Raw genomic sequence first — 17,429 nt, forward strand, 5'->3', positions numbered from 1 at the left:
TTCCAGCACCGTCTCGGGCTGTGCGTCCGCCCGGGTGGTCTCGATCGGTGCCGTCATTGCGTTGGAGACCCCGGGCGGCCACGGACGCCGCCCGGGCCGTCGTCGATACGGCCGCATGCCTGGATGGCCGCCCGGCGGCGATCGCCGCCGCCTACGCCGCCGTGACTGCCGGCGGGCCTCCGGACCTCTGGGCCCATGGGCTGCTGACGGGAACCGACGTTCCGACGGCGGCGGAGTCGCGGACCGCTGTGACCGTTGCGGCCCATGCCGCGGCCGGCGCCGGGCTGGCGGCCGCACAGGCCGGGGTGGCGGGGCAGGACCGCCGGTCCCTCGGGCCCGAGCTGAGCGCGATCAACGCCGCCGCCCGGGAGCTGCTGATCGAGAAGAAGATCCCGGCGGAGGGGCTGGCCGCCGTCGCCGCCCGGGCGGCGGAGAAGCGGGTCGAGCTCGTCCGGAAACAGGCCGAAGAACTGTCCGCCCAGGTGGCGCAGACCCGGAACGCGCTGGACCTCGCCGAGGTCGCGATCGCGGCGCGCGAGGCGGATCTGGCCAGGGCGTCCTCGGACCCGGACCAGACGGCGATCCAGGCATCGTTGGAGTACGAGCGACGGAAGCGGGACGAGCTGCAGGCGACCCTGCGCCGGCAGGGGCGGCAGGCCCAGGCCGCGGATGGGGAGCTGGCGGCGGTGTCCGGCGATGCCCGGCCCCGCATCGCCGCCGCGGTCAGGGCGCTGGAGGCGGCCAACGCCGCGGCGCCGGACCGGCAGCAGGCCGCGGTCGCCGCGGCCAAGGCCGCCGCGTGGGCGATGCGCGGCGCGAACGATCCGGTCCGGGCGGAGCGCGTGGCGGCGGCCGCCCATCTCGCCGCCCTGGCCGGGGCGGATGAGGACGACGCCGAGGCCGCCGGGCGCCTGATGGCGGCCCATTGCGACGCCGCCGGCGGCACGCTCGACGACCTCGGCGCCAAAGCGGCCCAGGCCGCCATCGCCCAGGTCGTGACCGGCGGCGTCGCGGCCGACGATGCCGGCCGGAGGCGGCAGCTGCTGGCCGCGGCGGCCGCGACCACGGCGCTGGAGGGGGCGAAGCCCGTCGCCGCCGCGGCCATGGGCCCGGCCGTCGCCGCGGCGGACGCGACGCCGGCCGCCGGGGTCCACGCCCCGCCGGTGTTCTCCATGGCCGATCCCGACGCCCGCCCGGGCGGGGCGGCGGTGCCGCCGCTGCCGGCCATCCCGAAGCATTATGAGCCGGTGGAGACCCGCTTCGATCCCGCCAGGGCGGTCGCCGTCGACGAATGGAAGCACGCCAAGATCCGGCAGGTCACCGATCTCGGCCTGATCGGGGCTTCGGGGCCCAGCACGACCACTTACATCATCGAGGTGATGGGGCCGAAGGGCCGGTACTGGGCGGATTTCGACTGGTCGCCGAACGCCAACCAGCTGTATGGCGAGATCCCGATCAAGCCCAGCGCCGCCGGGGCGGACGGGCTGGCGGCGCAGGCCGGGACCGTGATCGCCTACAGCGGCATCACCGGCGACTGGGAATCGTTCGAGCAGCGGGCCAAGGACCTGAAGGCGCGGACCGACGCCGCCTTCGCCGAGGTCGCCAGGCTGCTGACCTCGCGCGATCACGACGGCAGCCTGAGCCAGCTGCGCTATCACGGCGGGGAGAGCGGCCACCTGGCGAATCTGCTGCCCTACGTCAAGACCAGGATGCAGGAGGAGATCCGCCTGTTCGTGCAGGGCCGGCACAGCCAGCCGGCGTTCAAGGAGAACCTGTCCAAGATGTTCGTCGAGCTGGTCGAGAAGATCGAGGGCGACCGGTCGCGCAAGAAGGCGATCCTCCGGCACCAGATCGACACGATGATCCGGATCGTGATCGCCATCGTGATCGGCGGCGGCGTCGGCGGCGCCCGGGTCGCGGCGGGCTTCATGGGAGGAGGAGGGTAGGGGGCGTCAGCCCGGCTATCGCACACCCCCTGCGTCCTGCGCCGGTTCAAAATGCCGACGGGGCAGGAGAATGGCACAGCGCGATGCCTGTCGGCCTGCTTGCCTGGCCCGGCGCTGGGCGCTGGGATGGTGTGAGAGCGCTCACCCCGAGGCCACCGCCGTCCAGCGGCCCTTCACCTTCTCGAAGCCGTGCGCCGGCATCGGCACGAAGCCGGCGCCGTCCCAGCGCCGCGGCTCCAGCGTCAGCCGGTCGCCGTCCAGCAGGATGCGGTTGTAGGCGTTCGGCTCGTTGCGCCGCCGGCTCGAGGTCGCGGTCGCCGCCTGGGCCACCAGGATCGGCCGCCGCACCCGGCCGTGATGGGTGGTGACCTCGCCATAGAAGCCGCGGTGCAGGTGGCCGGTCAGGATCAGGTCGACCCCGGCGGTGGCGAAGACGCGCAGCGCCGTCTCGGCCCGCCCGATCAGCTTGGTCTCCGGTGCGTCGGGCGGCGGCAGGAAGGGGTGGTGCGCCACCACCACCTTCAGCATGCCGCGCGGCAGGGCGCGCAGCGTCTCGCGCACCCGCTCGATCTGCTCCAGGCTGATCGACCCGTGCGACCAGTTCCAATGCGCCACCAGCCGCCGAGCGGTGTTGACGCCGATCAGCACGATCCCGTCCTGGACCAGGAGCGGCGCGGTGTCCGGGGTGATGAAGCGGCGATAGCGCGAGAACGGCTTGGTGAAGCGCGACAGCAGGTTGTGCCGCGGGATGTCGTGGTTGCCCGGCACCACGATATAGGGCGCCGGCAGCCGGTCCAGGAAGTCGCGGGCGGCCGCGAATTCCCCGCTGCGCGCATCCTGGGTCAGGTCGCCCGAGACGGCGATCACCGAGGGCTCGAGCGCCTTCAGCTCGGCCAGCAGGGCCTCGACCAGGGCCGGCTCGGTGCGGCCGAAATGCAGGTCGGAGATGTGGGCGACGCTCTTCATCACTCCGGGGTGTCGGGCTTGTCGGGATCGGCACGCGGCACCATCACGGTCAGCGCCTTGGCCAGGATGCGATAGCGCAGGGGCGTCGCCAAGAGATGGTTCTCCCCGTCATTGGCGACCCATAGTCGCGCGCGGCGCGAGACCACGTTCACCCGGCGCGCCGCCAGGGCCGCCGCCGCCGGGTCGTGCTGCCAGGTGCCGGCGACGATGCGGGCGATCAGGCGCCACAGGTCCAGCCGGCGGTCGATCCGCGCGGCGTAGACGCCCAGCGTTCCGCCGTCCAGCGCGACGCGGCTGTGGAGCGCGGCGAAGCCTTCGGCCAGCGGGTTGTTGGTGATCGCCAGGGTGCGGGTGATCAGCCGCACCGGCCGGCCGTCCGCCTGCAGCACCACATGCAGCCGCGGGCCGTGGTCGAAGCCGCGGAAGAAGAAGCGGACCAGCCGCAGCCATTTCATCGGTCCGGGGTCGTGCCGCATCCGCTCGCGCTGATGCACCATGCGCGGGGCGATGCCGGGCAGCGAGCTGTTCAGGAAGATCCGGTCGTTGACCAGGGCGACGTCGATCCGCCGGGTGGCGCCCGCCAGCAGCGCCGGCAGCGCCGCCTCGGGCGACAGCGGGATGCCGAGGTCGCGGGCCAGCAGGTTGGCGGTGCCCATCGGCAGGATGCCGAGCGGGCGGCCGGGACCGGCCCGGTTCTCCGGCAGGAGGCGCTCGGCGGCGGCGATGATGGTGCCGTCGCCGCCGCCGACCAGGATCGCCTCGGCCTCCGAGGCGACGGCGGCGTCCAGCGCCCGGCACAGCGCCGGCCCCTCGGCCACGGCCGCGCGCGGCTCGTGCCCGGCGTCGGCCAGGATCTGCTGCAGCCGCGCCGCGACGGCTTCGGGAGGCCGGCCGAGCAGGGCGCCGGCGGCGCCGTTCAGCACCAGCGCCACGCGCATCGGGCCGTCCTCAGCCGGTCAACGCGCGGTGCCGGTGGTGCCGCCCTCGCAGGTGCAGGCGGTGCTGGGGATGGCGCCGCCCGGGATCGGGCAGCTGCCATACATGGTAACGCAGCGCTGGGCGGCACCGGCCGAGGGCAGCGGCAGCAAGGGCGTGCTCGGCGCCTTGCGGCTCAGGCTCTCCGCCTCGCGCGGCGCCGGCACCGGCTGCGGCCGGAACGGCGCCAGCTGCGGCGGGCGGAGCTGCCCCGGCGGGGTGATCGGCTGGACCGCCGGAGGGCGGCCGCGGACGATCGGCGGCGACCCGATGCCGCCGGCACAGGGGCTGCCGATCTGCGACGGGTCGACGATGCATTGCGCCATTGTGGGCGCCGGGACGGCGGGGGCGGCCGCCGCGGCGAGGCCGGCGGCGAGCGCCAGGCGGATCAGCGGGCTCATGCTGATGAATTGTGCGGGGCGCCGGTTTCTTCAATGGTCGAAGGCCGCGATGTTTCGCTGCGTTTCCGCCGTGTTTCGTCTTAAGCTGACGGCGAATCGGAAGTCGGGCGCGGTGCCGGGCCATGGATGGCCGGCGGGGCGCAGCCGAGCTTCGCAAACAGTCGCAGACCATACCGATGAAATGCAGCCGGCCGGCGCTGTCCAGGCCGGCTGCGTCCCGTAAGCCCCAGCCACCCGAGAGGCAGCCATGGCTTTCACCTTGAAGATCAACGGCACCCCGCACGAGGTCGATGTCGACGGCGACACCCCGCTGCTGTGGGTGCTGCGCGACGTGCTCGGCATGACCGGCACCAAGTTCGGCTGCGGCCTGGCCCTGTGCGGCGCCTGCACCGTGCATGTCGACGGCCAGGCCGTCCGCTCCTGCCAGACCCCGGTCGACAGCGTCGGCGACGGCGCCGTGACCACGATCGAGGCGGTCGGCGAGACGCCGCAGGGCAAGGCGCTGCAGAAGGCGTGGCTGGAGCTGGAGGTGGTGCAGTGCGGCTACTGCCAGTCCGGCCAGATCATGTCGGCCGCGGCGCTCTTGGCCGAGACGCCGAAGCCGACGGACGACGACATCGACGCCGCCATGTCCGGCAATGTCTGCCGCTGCGGCACCTATCAGCGGATCCGCGCGGCGATCCACAAGGCCGCGGCCTGAAGGAGGGACAGACCATGCCTGATGGTTCGCACACCCTCGACCGCCGCGGGTTCCTCAAGGTCGGCGCCGCGCTCGGCGGCGGACTGGCCCTCACCGTCGCCCTGCCGCCGGCGCTGGCCCTGGCGGAGACCCAGGTGTCGCACCGCTTCGCGCCGAACGCCTTCATCCGCATGGATCCCAAGGGGCTGGTGACCCTGGTGATGCCGTCGGCCGAGATGGGGCAGGGCATCTACACCGCCGAGGCCATGCTGCTGGCGGAGGAGCTGGAGGTCGGGCTCGACCAGGTCCGGCTCGAGCATTCGCCGCCGGACGATGCGGCCTACGGCAACGCGCTGCTGGGCAGCCAGGCGACCGGCGGCTCGACCTCGATCCGCGCCTTCTGGACGCCGCTGCGTCAGGCCGGGGCGGTCGCCCGCACCATGCTGATCGCCGCGGCCGCCCAGCAATGGAAGGTCGATCCGAAGACCCTGAAGGCCGAGCGCGGCGCGATCACCGACGGCCGGCGCAGCCTGAGCTATGGCGAGCTGGTCGACCTGGCCGCGACGCTGCCGCCGCCGGACCCGAAGAGCGTGGCGCTGAAGGACCCGAAGGACTTCACCCTGCTGGGCACGCCGGTGAAGCGCCTGGACTCGCCGGACAAGGTGAACGGCAAGGCCGAGTTCGGCATCGACGTCAAGCTGCCGGGCATGAAGGTGGCAGCGATCGCCATCTCCCCGGTCAGCGGCGGCAAGCCGAAGACCGTCGACGAGGCCGCGGCGATGGCGGTCAAGGGCGTGCGCCAGGTGGTGAAGACCGACGCGGCGGTGGCCGTGGTCGCCGACCATATGGGCGCCGCCAAGAAGGGGCTCGAGGCCGCCGCCGTGCAGTGGGATGACGGCCCGAACGCCGCCGTCGGCAGCGCCGACATCGTCCGCGCGCTGGAGGAGGAATCGAAGAAGCCCGGCGCCGTCGCGCGCAACGACGGCGACGCCGAGAAGGCGTTGGCCGGCGCGGCGCAGCGGCTGGAGGCGATCTACCAGGTGCCGTTCCTGGCCCATGCGACGATGGAGCCGATGAACTGCACCGTCCATGTCCGGAAGGACGGCTGCGACATCTGGGTCGGCACCCAGGTGCCGACCATGGCCCAGGGCGTCGCCGCCGAGATCACCGGCCTGCCGAAGGAGAAGGTGCAGGTCCACAACCACCTGCTGGGCGGCGGCTTCGGCCGGCGGCTCGAGGTCGACGGCGTGGCCCATGCGGTCAAGGTGGCGCAGCAGGTCGACGGCCCGGTGAAGGTGGTCTACAGCCGCGAGGAGGACACCCAGCACGACATGTACCGGCCGTACTACTACGACCGCTTCGCGGCCGGCCTCGACGCGCAGGGCAAGCCGGTGGCCTGGACCCACCGCATCGCCGGCTCCTCGATCATGGCGCGCTACTTCCCGCCGGGCTTCCAGAACGGCATCGACCCGGACGCGGTCGACGCCGCGGCCGAGCCGCCCTACGCCTTCCCGGCGATCCGGGTCGAATATGTCCGGGTCGAGCCGCAGGGCGTGCCGACCTCCTGGTGGCGCGGGGTCGGCCCGACCCACAACGTCTTCGTGGTCGAAAGCTTCATCGACGAGCTGGCGGCCGCGGCGAAGCAGGACCCGGTCGCGTATCGCAAGGCGCTGCTGGGCCACAATCCGCGGGCCCTGGCGGCGCTGACCCTGGCCACGGAGAAGGCCGGCTGGGGCACGCCGATGCCGAAGGGCCACGGCCGCGGTGTGATGGTTCAGTTCGCCTTCGGCAGCTATGTCTCGATGGTGGCGGAGGTCGAGGTGGCGGGCGACGGGTCGATCAAGGTTCATCGCCTGGTCTGCGCCGTGGATTGCGGCCTGACGGTCAACCCGGACACGATCGAGGCGCAGGTCCAGGGCGGCGCGATCTTCGGCCTGACCGCGGCGCTGCACGGCAACATCACCTTCGCCAACGGAAGGGTGGAGCAGGGCAATTTCGACACCTACCTGCCGATGCGGATCGACGAGGTGCCGGTGGTCGAGACCCATCTGATCAAGAGCGCCGAGGCCCCCGGCGGCATCGGCGAGACCGCCACCGCCGCCGTCGCCCCGGCGGTGGCGAACGCGATCTTCGCCGCCACCGGCAAGCGCCTGCGCGCCCTGCCGTTCGACACGGATCTGCTGAAGTCGTCCTCGTGACAGGCTGAACTCCGGCGGGGGCCGCGGCTCCCGCCGGCGCAACCCGGACGGAATCCGGGATCCCGAAGGAAGAGGAAGAGACGGAAATGAAGCTGACGCAGTGGGCCCTCGCGGCCCTGCTGGTGGCTGGCGCGAGCACGCCGGCCTTGGCCGATGGCGATGCCGCGCGGGGCCAGACCCTGTTCTCGCGCTGCAGCGCCTGCCACACGGTGACCGAGCAGAACAAGCTCGGGCCCCATCTCTCCGGCGTGTTCGGCCGCACCGCCGGGACGGTCGCCGGCTACACCTACTCCAAGGCCATGGCCGCCTACGCCAAGCCCTGGGACGAGGCGACGCTCGACACCTTCCTGGCCGCGCCGAACAAGGCGGTGCCGGGCACCAAGATGACCGCCGGCGCCGTGACCAACCCGCAGGACCGCGCCGACATCATCGCCTATCTGAAGACGCTGGGGGCGTCGTAGGGCTGGCGAAGCCAGATCGCGCGATCCCGCCCTTCTACTCTCCCCCTCCCCCCGCGGGAGGGGGTAGGGGGAGGGGGAGGATAAAATGGGCGAGGCGGATTCTGATGACCGCCGGCTTCGCCTCCGGCCCATCCGCCCGTCACCCCATCCACACCGCCTCGACATTGTTGCCGTCCGGGTCGATCAGGAAGGCGGCGTAATAGGTCGGGCCGTAGTCGGCCCGAAGCCCGGGCGCGCCGTTGTCGCGGCCGCCGGCGGCCAGGCCTTGGGCATGGAAGCGGTCGACCGCCGTCCGGTCGGGGGCGCGGAAGGCGACATGGGTCCCCGCGCCCGCTGCCCCGGAGCGGTACAGCCACAGCGCCGGCGCCCCGGCCGGGCCGAGGCCGGCATCGGCATCGCCGCGGGAGCAGACCCCGTGGCCGAGCGGCGCCAGCACCGCCTCGTAGAAGCGCAGGCTGGCGTCGAGGTCGCGGACCTTCAGGCCGAGATGGTCGTACATGGCAGAACCTCCGTCGTGAGCCGGAGGTCAGGCTGCGGCGATCGGGGCCAGCCTTTCTTGGAATATCTTGCGGTCGCCCCGGGCCGCCTTGCGGAAACGTTGGGGCGAGACGCCGGCGGCGCGGTGGAAGCTGCGCACGAAGTTCGACAGGTCGCCGAAGCCGACGTCGTAGGCGATGTCGGTGACCGGCCGCGTGTCCTCCGCCAGCAGGCGGGCGGCGCGGCGCAGCCGGGCGCGGACCAGGTACTGGTGCGGGGTGACGCCCAGGCTGCGGGCGAAGATCCGCAGGAAGTGGAAGGGGCTGAGGCCGACGGTCCGGGCCGCGCCGTCCAGGTCGACCGGCTGGTCGGCATTCGCGTCGATCCACAGCGCCGCCTCGACCGCCCGGCGGCGGTCGCGCGCCGCCGGCTCGGCCGGCCGTGCCTCTCGCCCGGTCACCAGGGCGAGGAAGCGGGTCGTCAGGGCGATGCCGACCTCGTCCAGCCCCAGGTCGCTGCGGCCCTCGGCCGTGGCCTGGGCCAGTTCGCCCAGCACCATCAGCCCGGGCAAGGGCGGCATCGCCCCGGCGCGCCAGGCGGCGCGGTCGTCGCCGACCGCCTCGACCAGCGCCGGGGCCAGCTCGAAGGACAGGCACTCGTCGCCGCCATGGTGATGCTCGTGGCTGCAGGCATACTCGTCGCCCGGATGACCGACCAGCACCGACCCGGCCACCAGCTCGTCGGCCCGGCCCAGCTGGCGGCAGCCGAAGCTGCCGCGCCGGACATAGGAGACGGAATGACCCGTGTGCAGCTCGGTGAACGGACGGTCGTCCGGCCCGGCGCTGCACCGGTAGTCGTACACCGTCATCGACGGGCGCTGCAGGATCTGCTCGGCGGGCATGTGCGGAGTCTGCGCGCGCCTGTGGTCTCCGGCAAGCCCGGTCAGTCGAACAGCGAGGCCTGGGCGGCGGCCGCGGCGCCTTCGATCCGCAGCATGCGCAGCTTGGTGTCGACCCCGCCGGGGGCGGAGAAGCCGCCGGGCTTGCCGCCGGCCGCCAGCACCCGGTGGCAGGGCACCACGATCGGGAACGGGTTGTGCCCCATCGCCTGGCCGACGTCGCGGGCCAGCAGCGGGTCGCCCAGTCGCCTGGCGATCTCGCCATAGGTCATGGTCGACCCCGGCGGGATGGCGCGGGCGATGGCGTAGACCCGGCGCTCGAACTCCGGCACGCGGTCGAGGTCGACCGGCACGTCGGACAGGTCGATGCGCTCGCCGCGCAACAGGGCGCCGATGCGCTCGATCACCCGGGCGATCCCGGGCGGGGGCGCGCCTTCCTCCGTGCCGGGGCAGCGGCGGAGCAGGCGCATCCGCGTCTTCTCCGGGCTCGACCCCGGCAGCTGCACGCCGGTTATGCCGCGCGGGCCCCAGGCGATGCCGCAGGGGCCGATGGCGGTCTCGAACAGGGTGTAGAGATGCTCGCTCATGGGCCGGATCCTACCACCCGCCTCCCGGTCGGTCGGCCCGGTTCTTGCGGTCAAACTCGGTCAGTGTCCGACGGTGGCCGGCCCGGGCTCCGCCGCCGCCTCGATCTCCGCCTCCTGCGGCCTGGCTCCGGCCGGCCGCGGCGCGATCGGGATCAGCCAGATGGCGACGAAGGTCAGCACCGCCACCCCGGCGACGCCCCAGAAGCTCCAGTGCAGCGCCTGGTCGAACACCGCGCGCACCGACGGGTCGGCCGCTAGGTCCGCCAGCCCGTCCGGCCGGTTCAGCACGTCGTGCACGCCGGCGGCCAGGGCGCCGCTGCCGAAATGGGCGATGCCGAGGTTCAGCACCGCGCCCAGCGCCGTGGCGCCGATGGTGTTGCCCAGGCTGCGGGCGAAGATGATCGACGCGGTGGCGCTGCCGCGCATCGACCAGTCGACGCTGTCCTGCACCACGGCGATGGTGGTCAGGCTGATCAGCCCCATGCCGAAGCCCATCAGGAACGACCCGGCGCCGGCCAGGGCCGGGTGGCTCTGCGGCGTCAGGAACAGCAGCACCGCGGCGCCGACCGGGAACAGCAGGCTGCCGGTGCGCAGGGTGCGGCGGATGCCGAAGGCGCGGTAGAAGCGGCTGGACAGCATCACCGCCATCGGCCAGCCGACCACCAGCATGGTCAGGGTGAAGCCGGCGACGATCGGCGACCGGCCCAGCACGCCCTGGACATAGACCGGCAGGATCGTGGTCAGGCCGATCAGCGCCATGCCGGCCAGAAGGGTGGCGGCGTTGCTGGTGGCGATCAGCCGGCGGCCCCACAGCGCGATCGAGATGATCGGCTCCGGCGCCCGCCGCTCCTGCCGCAGGAACAGCCAGCCGGACAGCAGGAACAACAGCGCCAGCCCGCCCAGCAGCGGGGCGCCGGCATCGGTCTCGGTCAGGATCACCAGCAGCGACACCACGGCGACGGTGAACAGCCCGGCGCCGGCGTAATCGATGCGCACCTCGCGCGGCTCGATCTTCTCCTTCAGGAACAGGATGAAGCCGGCGATGGTCAGCACGCCGAAGGGCAGGTTGATCCAGAAGATCCAGGCCCAGGACAGGGTGTCGACGATGACGCCGCCGGCCAGGGGGCCGATCACGGCGGAGGTGGCCCAGACGCTGGCCATCATGCCCTGGGCGCGGCCGCGCTCCTCCAGCTTGTACAGGTCGCCGATCACGGTCATGGTCACCGGCGCGATCGCCCCGGCGCCCAGCCCCTGCAGCAGCCGGAACAGGATCAGCGACCCCATCGACCAGGCGAAGCCGCACAGCACCGACCCGGCCAGGAACACCGCCGTGCCGCCGATCAGCACCGGCTTGCGGCCGAACACGTCGGCCATCTTGCCGTAGATCACGGTGGCGGTGGTCTGGGCCAGCAGGAAGGCCGAGAACACCCAGCTGTAATAGGTGAAGCCGCCCAGCTCGCCGACGATGCGCGGCATGGCGGTGGCGACGATCGTCGCCTCGATCGCGATCATGAAGGTCGCCAGCATGATCGAGGCGATCAGGAACGGTCGCTTCGACCGGTCGACGGCAGTGGACATGGCGTTCCTCCGGGCCCGGGTCGGGCCGGTGCGGCGGGCGGGTCTCTGCGGATGACGGATCACCCATCCTACATCCGACTCCGGGCCGGCGGATGGGGGTGCAGAGCTGCCATGCATCCGGCGGCCACGCCCTTGTCCCGGCCGCGGGGATTGCCCACGGGCGCCGGCCGGTCCAGTTTTCTGGAGGAGACGGCACGGGCAGGGGACCATGCTCTACAAGGGAAGCTGCCATTGCGGCCGCGTCGCCTTCGAGGTCGAGGGCGAGCTGACCGGCGCCGTTGCCTGCAACTGCTCGATCTGCTCGCGCAAGGGGGCGCTGCTCTGGGCCGTGCCGCATCACGGCCTGCGCGTGCAGGCGGCGCCGGCGGATCTCGGCACCTATCTGTTCAACCGCCACGCCATCCAGCACCGCTTCTGCCGGAATTGCGGCATCCACCCCTTCGCCGAGGACACCGCGTCGGGGGCGGAGCGGTCGGCCTACATCAACATCCGCTGCCTCGAGGACATCGACCTCGCCGCGGTGCCGGTGCATGAGTTCGACGGCCGGTCGATGTGACGGTCCGGCGCCGGGAATCGGCCGCTTCAGGGCCGGGGGCCGCGTCGCGCCCAGGCGGAGACGAACAGGCAGAACGCGATGATCGCCCCGATCTCGGCCCAGAAGAAGATCAGGATGTCGGCGCGGACGCCCAGCGGCGGCGTGCCCGGCAACGCGCTGCGCAGTGCGGGCAGCGCGAAGATCACGGCGCCGAGCGCACCGGCGAGCGTGACCTCGATCCTCCGCATGCCGATGAAGACGAGGCCGCCGATGACGAGGGCGCAGAGCGCCATCACGACGATGGCACCATAGATCGCGATGCCGAAGAACGAGACGGCCCCCGTGCGGCGGATCGCGAACTGAAGCTGCAGGTCACCGGCGGTCTCTGCCGCCGCCTGCTGCGCCTTCACGGTGTAGCCGAGCAGGCCTTCCCAGACCGTGACACGGATCGGCAGCGGCGCCTCGCTGTCGTCCGGGTTTCGCTCGCTCGCCGCCAAGGTCATGGCGGATCCATACCGGTCCAGGGGATAGTCGCGCACATTGCCGTCCTCGAGATCGAATTCGAAGGTGACCTCGGGAAGAGGCTGGCCGGCCCCGATCTGCACATGTTCGATCTGCTTGCCGCGCTTGATCCTGATCAGGAAATCGTGGTCTGCGGTCGCGGTCGCCGCACTGGCCAGGGAGGGATCGGGCGTCACGCTGATCCGCATCTGCACGGAATCGTTGACCGGGTCGACCTCGATCGGCTGCACATAGAGCCTGACCCGAGCCTCCCCGGCCGGGGCGCCGAACTCGGTCTCGGCCGGCGCGCTCGACACGTCGAACCGGGCCAGGATGAGGATATAAGCGATCGCGCACCCCGCCAGCAGCACGGCCAGCACGATGGCCCGGCGCAACGGCGATGCCGAGAGGGCTCGTGGGATTTCGCCTCCGGCTGCATCGCCGGCCGGCTTGTCGGAGACGTCTTCCATGGCCTCGCACCCGGGTTTGCGGGATCATTTCAAAGCCCGGGCCGGGGCGGCAAGGTCCGATCGGCGCCATTACGCCTTAAGCCTTAATCCCGGTCTAGCCCCGGTATCCCCGGCAGTGCCGTGGCCAGATGGTCGACGAAGGCGCGGACCCGGCGCGGCACGAAGCGGCCGGAGGGGTACACGGCATGCACCTCCAGGGGCGCATAGGCGTAGCCCGGCATCACCCGAACCAGCGCGCCGCGGTCGAGCAGCGGCTGCACCAGCGGCAGCTGGGCGCCGCCGATGCCGATCCCGGCACGGATCGCCTCGACCAGCACGAAGGCGTTGTTGGCCAGGAAGCGCGACCGCACCCGTACCTCCAGCGGCCCGTCCGGGCCGACCAGCGGCACCGCGTCGCCCGCCGCCGCCCAGCTGAAGCGGACATGCGGGTGGCGCGCCAGCTCCTCCGGCGTCTCCGGGCTGCCATGGGCGGCGACATAGTCCGGCGCGGCCACCAGGATCCGCCGCAGCGTCGCCAGGCGGCGCGCCACCATGCCGGGCGAGGCCAGGGCGCCGAGGCGGATGGCGACGTCGACGCCCTCGCCGATCAGGTCGGCATAGCGGTCATCGGCGATCAGCTCGACCGCCAGCTCCGGATGGCGCCGCTGGAAGCCGATCAGGATCGGCGCCAGATGCGCCTGGCCCAGCCCGGCCGGCGCGTGCACGCGCAGGCTGCCGGTCAGCGTGTCGGACGCCTCGGCCAGCCCGTCCTCGGCCTCGGCCACCGCCTCCAGGATGCGCCGGGCCTGGGCGTGGTAGCGCTCGCCCGCCTCGGTCAGGGCCAGTCGGCGGGTGCTGCGGTTGAGCAGGCGGACGCCCAGCCGCCGCTCCAGCGCCGCCACCTGCTGGCTGACCGCCGGCTGGGTCAGGCCGAGCTCCCGCGCCGCCGCCGACAGGCTGCCGAGCTGCGCCACCCGGACGAAGGTGGCCATCGTGGTGAACCGGTCCATGGCCGATCATCCCAAAGTCGTGCTTATGGATGATAGTCGATCGGCGCCACTACTCAATGCCGTCCGAATGAATGATCTCTGGGCCGGAGCCCGCGGGCGATCGGCACGGAGAGACAGCGATGGACCGGAAGACGGCACTGGTGGTCGGGGCCCAGGGGGTGATCGGCCGCAACCTGGTGGAGCATCTGGCGACGCTGGAGGAGTGGCAGGTGATCGGACTGTCGCGCCGCGGCGGCGACGCCTCGGGGCGGGTCCGGCATGTCGCGGTCGACCTGCTCGACCCCGCCGATGCGCGGGACAAGCTCGGGACCTTGAGCGAAGTCACCCACATCTTCTACGCCGCCTTCCAGGACCGGCCGAGCTGGGCCGAGCTGGTGGCGCCGAACCTGGCCATGCTGGTCAATGCGGTGGAGACGGCCGAAGCACCCGGGCTGCGCCATGTCGGCCTGATGCAGGGCTACAAGGTCTATGGCGGCCATCTCGGCCCGTTCAAGACGCCGGCGCGGGAGGACGACCCCGGCCCGATGCCGCCGGAATTCATGATCGATCAGCTGGCCTGGCTGCAGGCCCGGGCCGCGGCCCGGGGCTGGAACTGGTCGGCGATCCGGCCGGCCGTGGTCGGCGGCACAGCGCTCGGCAACCCGATGAACCTGGCGGTCGCCATCGCCGTCTACGCGTCGATGGCGAAGGAGCTGGGCGTGCCGTTCCGGTTTCCCGGCAAGCCCGGCGCCTATGACAAGCTGTTGCAGATGACCGATTCGGGCCTGCTGGCCCGGGCCACGGTCTGGGCGGCGACCGATCCGCGCGCCGCCGGCCAGGCCTTCAACATCGCCAATGGCGACCTGTTCCGGTGGACCGACCTGTGGCCGCGCCTGGCCCGCTTCTTCGAGCTCGAGACGGCGCCGCCGCTGCCGATGCCGCTCGAGACGATGATGGCGGACAAGGAGCCGCTGTGGCGGTCCATGATCGCCAGGCACGGGCTGGCGCCGACGCCGTATCGCGACGTGTCGTCCTGGCGCTTCGCCGATTTCGTCTTCGGCTTCGACTACGACATGTTCGGCGACACCTCGAAGTCGCAGCGCTTCGGCTTCCACGACACGGTCGACACCGAAACGATGTTCCTCGACATCTTCCGCGACCTGCGCCGGCGCCGGATCATTCCGTGACGGATGCAGCACAACAAAGCCGCAATCGAGTGGTAGAGAAGAGAGGCTCCCGGTATTGCGGGAGCTTCGATATCGGGTGTGAATAATTTGATATGATGGTCATGTTCTAGTCGGCAGGGGCGATTGCGCTCTCCGACTGCGCCGATCGACTGATATTCACAAGAAGACGTATGGACGGCAAAGGATCGGCCGTCGCGATATCTCCTGGGCAATGCGAGGCCAATTGCGGACCGGACGCCCATGCCGCTGGCGACAGGGCGATGCCGGACCGTGCGCAGCCGGACCCCGTTTCGCACCTGCCTCCCACATGCGAGGCCGGCCGGTCGCCGGTCTCCGTACCCAGGAGGCCTGTATGGTAAGGAAACCCGAAACCAAGGACCAGGGCGTCGCCGTCCGCGTGGCGCTGCCGGACGACGAGCGCGCCCGCAAGGCGTCGCTCGCCGTCTATGCCTATTCCCGCGGCGGCAAGCTGCTGGACGTGAAGCCGCTGGACGCGAAGGGCGAGGTCGCCCTGCGCGTGCCGATCGGCGCCGAGGGCACCAGTCTCCGGCTGCTGGTGGGCCCGCGGCTGGAGGGCGAGGAGCGCTCGGTCGCCGAGCTGATGCGCCGCGGCGCGGTCGAGCGCCACCTGCGGGTCGACCGCGGCGCCGAGCGCCTGGCGATCGACATCCCGGTCGCCCTCGACACCATCCTGTGCTGGCTCCGCGGCCTGTGCGTGGTCCGGGGCACGGTGCTGAAGCGCACCACGCTGGGCGGGCAGAGCATCGACCTGCCGGTCTGCGACGCCACGGTCGAGGTCTATGAGGTCGACCGTTTCCCGATCATCCTGCCGAAGCTGCCGAAGCTGGTGCTCGACCGGCTGCGCGACCTGATCCTGCATCCGGTGCCGCTGCCCGACCCGGTCCCGGATCCGCTGCCGGGCCCGTTCCCCGGGCCGTTCCCGCCCCCCGGCCCCGGCCCGGACCCATTCCGGGGCGATGCCGTGCTGCGCCGCCTCGGGCCCGAGACCGCGCCGCAGATGATGCACAGCCATGCCGAGGCGGCGACCGCCCTGGCCGGGCTGGACCAGGCCGGCACCCTGCGCTTCGCCGCGCGGACGGGCAGCGACCTCGATTTCCAACGCGTTCTCCTGGATCACGAGCTGCTGCTGCGGCCGATCTTCTGCATCCTGTTCCCCGGCTTCTTCACCAAGCAGTTGGTGGCCACGGCGCACACCGACGATTGTGGCCATTTCCACACGCTGTTCTTCCAGGGCTGCCACAACCACGACACGCCGGACCTGTACTTCAAGGTCAAGCAGCGTTTCCTGTGGTGGGACATCGTCATCTACGGGCCGACGCCGGTGCCCTGCTACACTTGGTGGAACTACGCCTGCGGCAGCGAGGTCACGCTGGTCACGCACCACCCGCTGGCGCGCACCTGCCCGCCCTGCGAGCCGGTGGTGGCCGGCGACAATTGGGTGCTGTTCACCGCGATCGGCCAGACCTCGATGAACGCGATCTTCGGCAATTCGGACGCGCTGCAGGGCGTCACGACCCCGGCCAATCGCGGCCTGACCGGGGACGGGGCGCCGTTCGGCGGCGTGCTGCGGCCGCAGCTCCTGTTCGACAACAGCCTGCGCGAGACGCTGGGGGTCAAGTACTACCGCCTGTTCTGGCGCCGCGCCGGCACCCCGGACTGGATCCCGATGCTCGGCGATGTCGGCCGCCACTACACCTATGACGGCGGCGGCGGTCAGCCGGTCAGCGCGCTGTACAAGCTGGGGCCGCTGTCGCCGCCGGAAGCCCCCGCGGCCAACCTGTTCGAGATCCCGCCGGCGCTGCCGCCGCAGGGCGTCTGGGGGCCGGTGATCGCGCCGGTCGACTACCAGAACGGCGTGTTCGACACCACGCTGCCGGCGCCAGGCATCGCCTACGACGCCGGCGGCGCGGAGGTCGGCACCGACCGGTCGGGCAAGTTCGAGATCCGGCTCGAGCTGTTCGACACCGCGGGCGCCCCGGTCGACATCGCGGCACTCGGCATCCGCTACTTCGTGCCGGATGTCGACAACCTGGCCGGCACGATCACCACCGTCGGCGCCGCCCCGCTGGGCCTGGTCGACGGCAACGCCATGGTCGTGACCGTGCATGTCGACAACAATCCGACCTATGCCGAGATCGACGCGCCGGCGATCGGCATGGCGTCGGCCGACCCGTGCTGCGGTGTGCTCGGCTTCTCCCCGGGCGACGTGGTGCTGCTGCCGTGGCGGGCGAAGCATAAGAACGGTTTCGCCACCTACAGCTTCATCACCAAGCGGGTCGACCAGAAGGTGTTCGAAATCCTCGACGCCCCGGTGGGCCTGGTCGGCAGCCACAGCACGGTACAGGGCGCGCAGGGGCTGATGGACGCCAACCTGCCGGCCGGCTGCCTGCCCGGCGGATGCAACGTCGCCGCCTTCGCCTCGCTGGAAAAGGTCACGGCGATGGCGACCGACGGCTGGAGCCGGCTGCAGTATCTCGACAGCGGCGACTTCGAGGCCTTCACCCTCAGCCGCGGCGGACCGGCCTAGGATCGGCACCCGAGCGGAGGCTCCCCGCTTTGGCAGGGAGCCTCATCTCGTCAC

16 protein-coding genes are annotated in these 17,429 nt (G+C 71.8%); 7 read left to right on the top strand and 9 right to left on the bottom strand.

Annotated features, from left to right (window positions below; translation table 11 throughout):
* Nucleotides 1-248: 248 nt before the first annotated feature.
* Nucleotides 249-1,946 carry a hypothetical protein gene (locus ACFW16_RS11155; RefSeq protein WP_380304804.1) on the top strand — a complete coding sequence of 566 codons (1,698 nt, stop codon included), beginning with the start codon at nt 249-251 and terminating at the stop codon, nt 1,944-1,946.
* Nucleotides 1,947-2,087: 141 nt separating this feature from the next.
* Here the strand turns inward: ACFW16_RS11155 and ACFW16_RS11160 are convergent, their stop codons facing one another.
* From ACFW16_RS11160 to ACFW16_RS11170, 3 genes are read right to left on the bottom strand one after another with little or no spacing between them, the layout of a single operon-like run.
* Nucleotides 2,088-2,912 (bottom strand): metallophosphoesterase family protein, encoded by an 825-nt coding sequence (locus tag ACFW16_RS11160; RefSeq protein WP_380304806.1) that lies wholly within the window; start codon nt 2,910-2,912, stop codon nt 2,088-2,090.
* Nucleotides 2,912-3,850, bottom strand: a complete 939-nt coding sequence (locus tag ACFW16_RS11165) for a diacylglycerol/lipid kinase family protein (RefSeq protein ID WP_380304808.1) — start codon at nt 3,848-3,850, stop codon at nt 2,912-2,914. The genes ACFW16_RS11160 and ACFW16_RS11165 overlap by 1 nt, the downstream gene beginning before the upstream one ends.
* 18 nt (nt 3,851-3,868) lie before the next feature.
* Nucleotides 3,869-4,288, bottom strand: coding sequence for a hypothetical protein (locus tag ACFW16_RS11170; protein ID WP_380304810.1), 420 nt, complete (start codon nt 4,286-4,288; stop codon nt 3,869-3,871).
* 247 nt (nt 4,289-4,535) lie between these two features.
* Between ACFW16_RS11170 and ACFW16_RS11175 the strand changes: the two genes are divergently transcribed.
* From ACFW16_RS11175 to ACFW16_RS11185, 3 genes are all read left to right on the top strand, one after another.
* The gene (locus tag ACFW16_RS11175) at nt 4,536-4,988 is read left to right on the top strand and encodes a (2Fe-2S)-binding protein (RefSeq protein ID WP_380304812.1); all 453 of its coding nucleotides are present in this window, start codon (nt 4,536-4,538) and stop codon (nt 4,986-4,988) included.
* A 14-nt stretch (nt 4,989-5,002) separates the two neighbouring features.
* Nucleotides 5,003-7,165 (top strand): molybdopterin cofactor-binding domain-containing protein, encoded by a 2,163-nt coding sequence (locus ACFW16_RS11180; protein ID WP_380304814.1) that lies wholly within the window; start codon nt 5,003-5,005, stop codon nt 7,163-7,165.
* A gap of 86 nt (nt 7,166-7,251) precedes the next feature.
* Entirely contained in the window at nt 7,252-7,626 is a 375-nt protein-coding gene (locus ACFW16_RS11185) for a c-type cytochrome (protein WP_380304816.1), read from the top strand.
* 139 nt (nt 7,627-7,765) lie between these two features.
* Here ACFW16_RS11185 and ACFW16_RS11190 read toward each other — a convergent pair whose 3' ends face one another.
* From ACFW16_RS11190 to ACFW16_RS11205, 4 genes are read right to left on the bottom strand one after another with little or no spacing between them, the layout of a single operon-like run.
* On the bottom strand, nt 7,766-8,125 hold the full coding sequence (locus tag ACFW16_RS11190) for a VOC family protein (protein ID WP_380304818.1): 360 nt from the start codon (nt 8,123-8,125) through the stop codon (nt 7,766-7,768).
* A 27-nt stretch (nt 8,126-8,152) separates the two neighbouring features.
* Nucleotides 8,153-9,004 carry a helix-turn-helix domain-containing protein gene (locus tag ACFW16_RS11195; RefSeq protein ID WP_380304819.1) on the bottom strand — a complete coding sequence of 284 codons (852 nt, stop codon included), beginning with the start codon at nt 9,002-9,004 and terminating at the stop codon, nt 8,153-8,155.
* Nucleotides 9,005-9,045: 41 nt separating this feature from the next.
* Complete coding sequence (locus tag ACFW16_RS11200) at nt 9,046-9,588, bottom strand: methylated-DNA--[protein]-cysteine S-methyltransferase (protein WP_380304821.1); 543 nt, start codon at nt 9,586-9,588, stop codon at nt 9,046-9,048.
* Between the two features lie 60 nt (nt 9,589-9,648).
* The gene (locus tag ACFW16_RS11205) at nt 9,649-11,166 is read right to left on the bottom strand and encodes an MDR family MFS transporter (RefSeq protein WP_380304823.1); all 1,518 of its coding nucleotides are present in this window, start codon (nt 11,164-11,166) and stop codon (nt 9,649-9,651) included.
* Between the two features lie 208 nt (nt 11,167-11,374).
* Here ACFW16_RS11205 and ACFW16_RS11210 point away from each other — a divergent pair, with 208 nt between their 5' ends.
* Nucleotides 11,375-11,722 (top strand): GFA family protein, encoded by a 348-nt coding sequence (locus ACFW16_RS11210; protein WP_380304825.1) that lies wholly within the window; start codon nt 11,375-11,377, stop codon nt 11,720-11,722.
* A gap of 26 nt (nt 11,723-11,748) precedes the next feature.
* On the opposite strand, the gene ACFW16_RS11215 is transcribed toward ACFW16_RS11210, so the two are convergent.
* Both ACFW16_RS11215 and ACFW16_RS11220 read right to left on the bottom strand, forming a co-directional pair.
* Nucleotides 11,749-12,672, bottom strand: coding sequence for a DUF4436 family protein (locus tag ACFW16_RS11215; RefSeq protein WP_380304827.1), 924 nt, complete (start codon nt 12,670-12,672; stop codon nt 11,749-11,751).
* 83 nt (nt 12,673-12,755) lie between these two features.
* A complete protein-coding gene (locus ACFW16_RS11220) occupies nt 12,756-13,661 on the bottom strand; it encodes a LysR family transcriptional regulator (RefSeq protein WP_380304829.1) in 906 nt (301 codons plus the stop codon).
* A 119-nt stretch (nt 13,662-13,780) separates the two neighbouring features.
* Here ACFW16_RS11220 and ACFW16_RS11225 point away from each other — a divergent pair, with 119 nt between their 5' ends.
* Both ACFW16_RS11225 and ACFW16_RS11230 read left to right on the top strand, forming a co-directional pair.
* The gene (locus ACFW16_RS11225; RefSeq protein WP_380304831.1) at nt 13,781-14,827 is read left to right on the top strand and encodes an SDR family oxidoreductase; all 1,047 of its coding nucleotides are present in this window, start codon (nt 13,781-13,783) and stop codon (nt 14,825-14,827) included.
* A 352-nt stretch (nt 14,828-15,179) separates the two neighbouring features.
* Nucleotides 15,180-17,375 (top strand): hypothetical protein, encoded by a 2,196-nt coding sequence (locus ACFW16_RS11230; protein WP_380304833.1) that lies wholly within the window; start codon nt 15,180-15,182, stop codon nt 17,373-17,375.
* The last annotated feature ends 54 nt before the right edge of the window (nt 17,376-17,429 follow it).

Source organism: Inquilinus sp. NPDC058860, assembly GCF_042743185.1.
Taxonomy (GTDB): domain Bacteria; phylum Pseudomonadota; class Alphaproteobacteria; order DSM-16000; family Inquilinaceae; genus Inquilinus.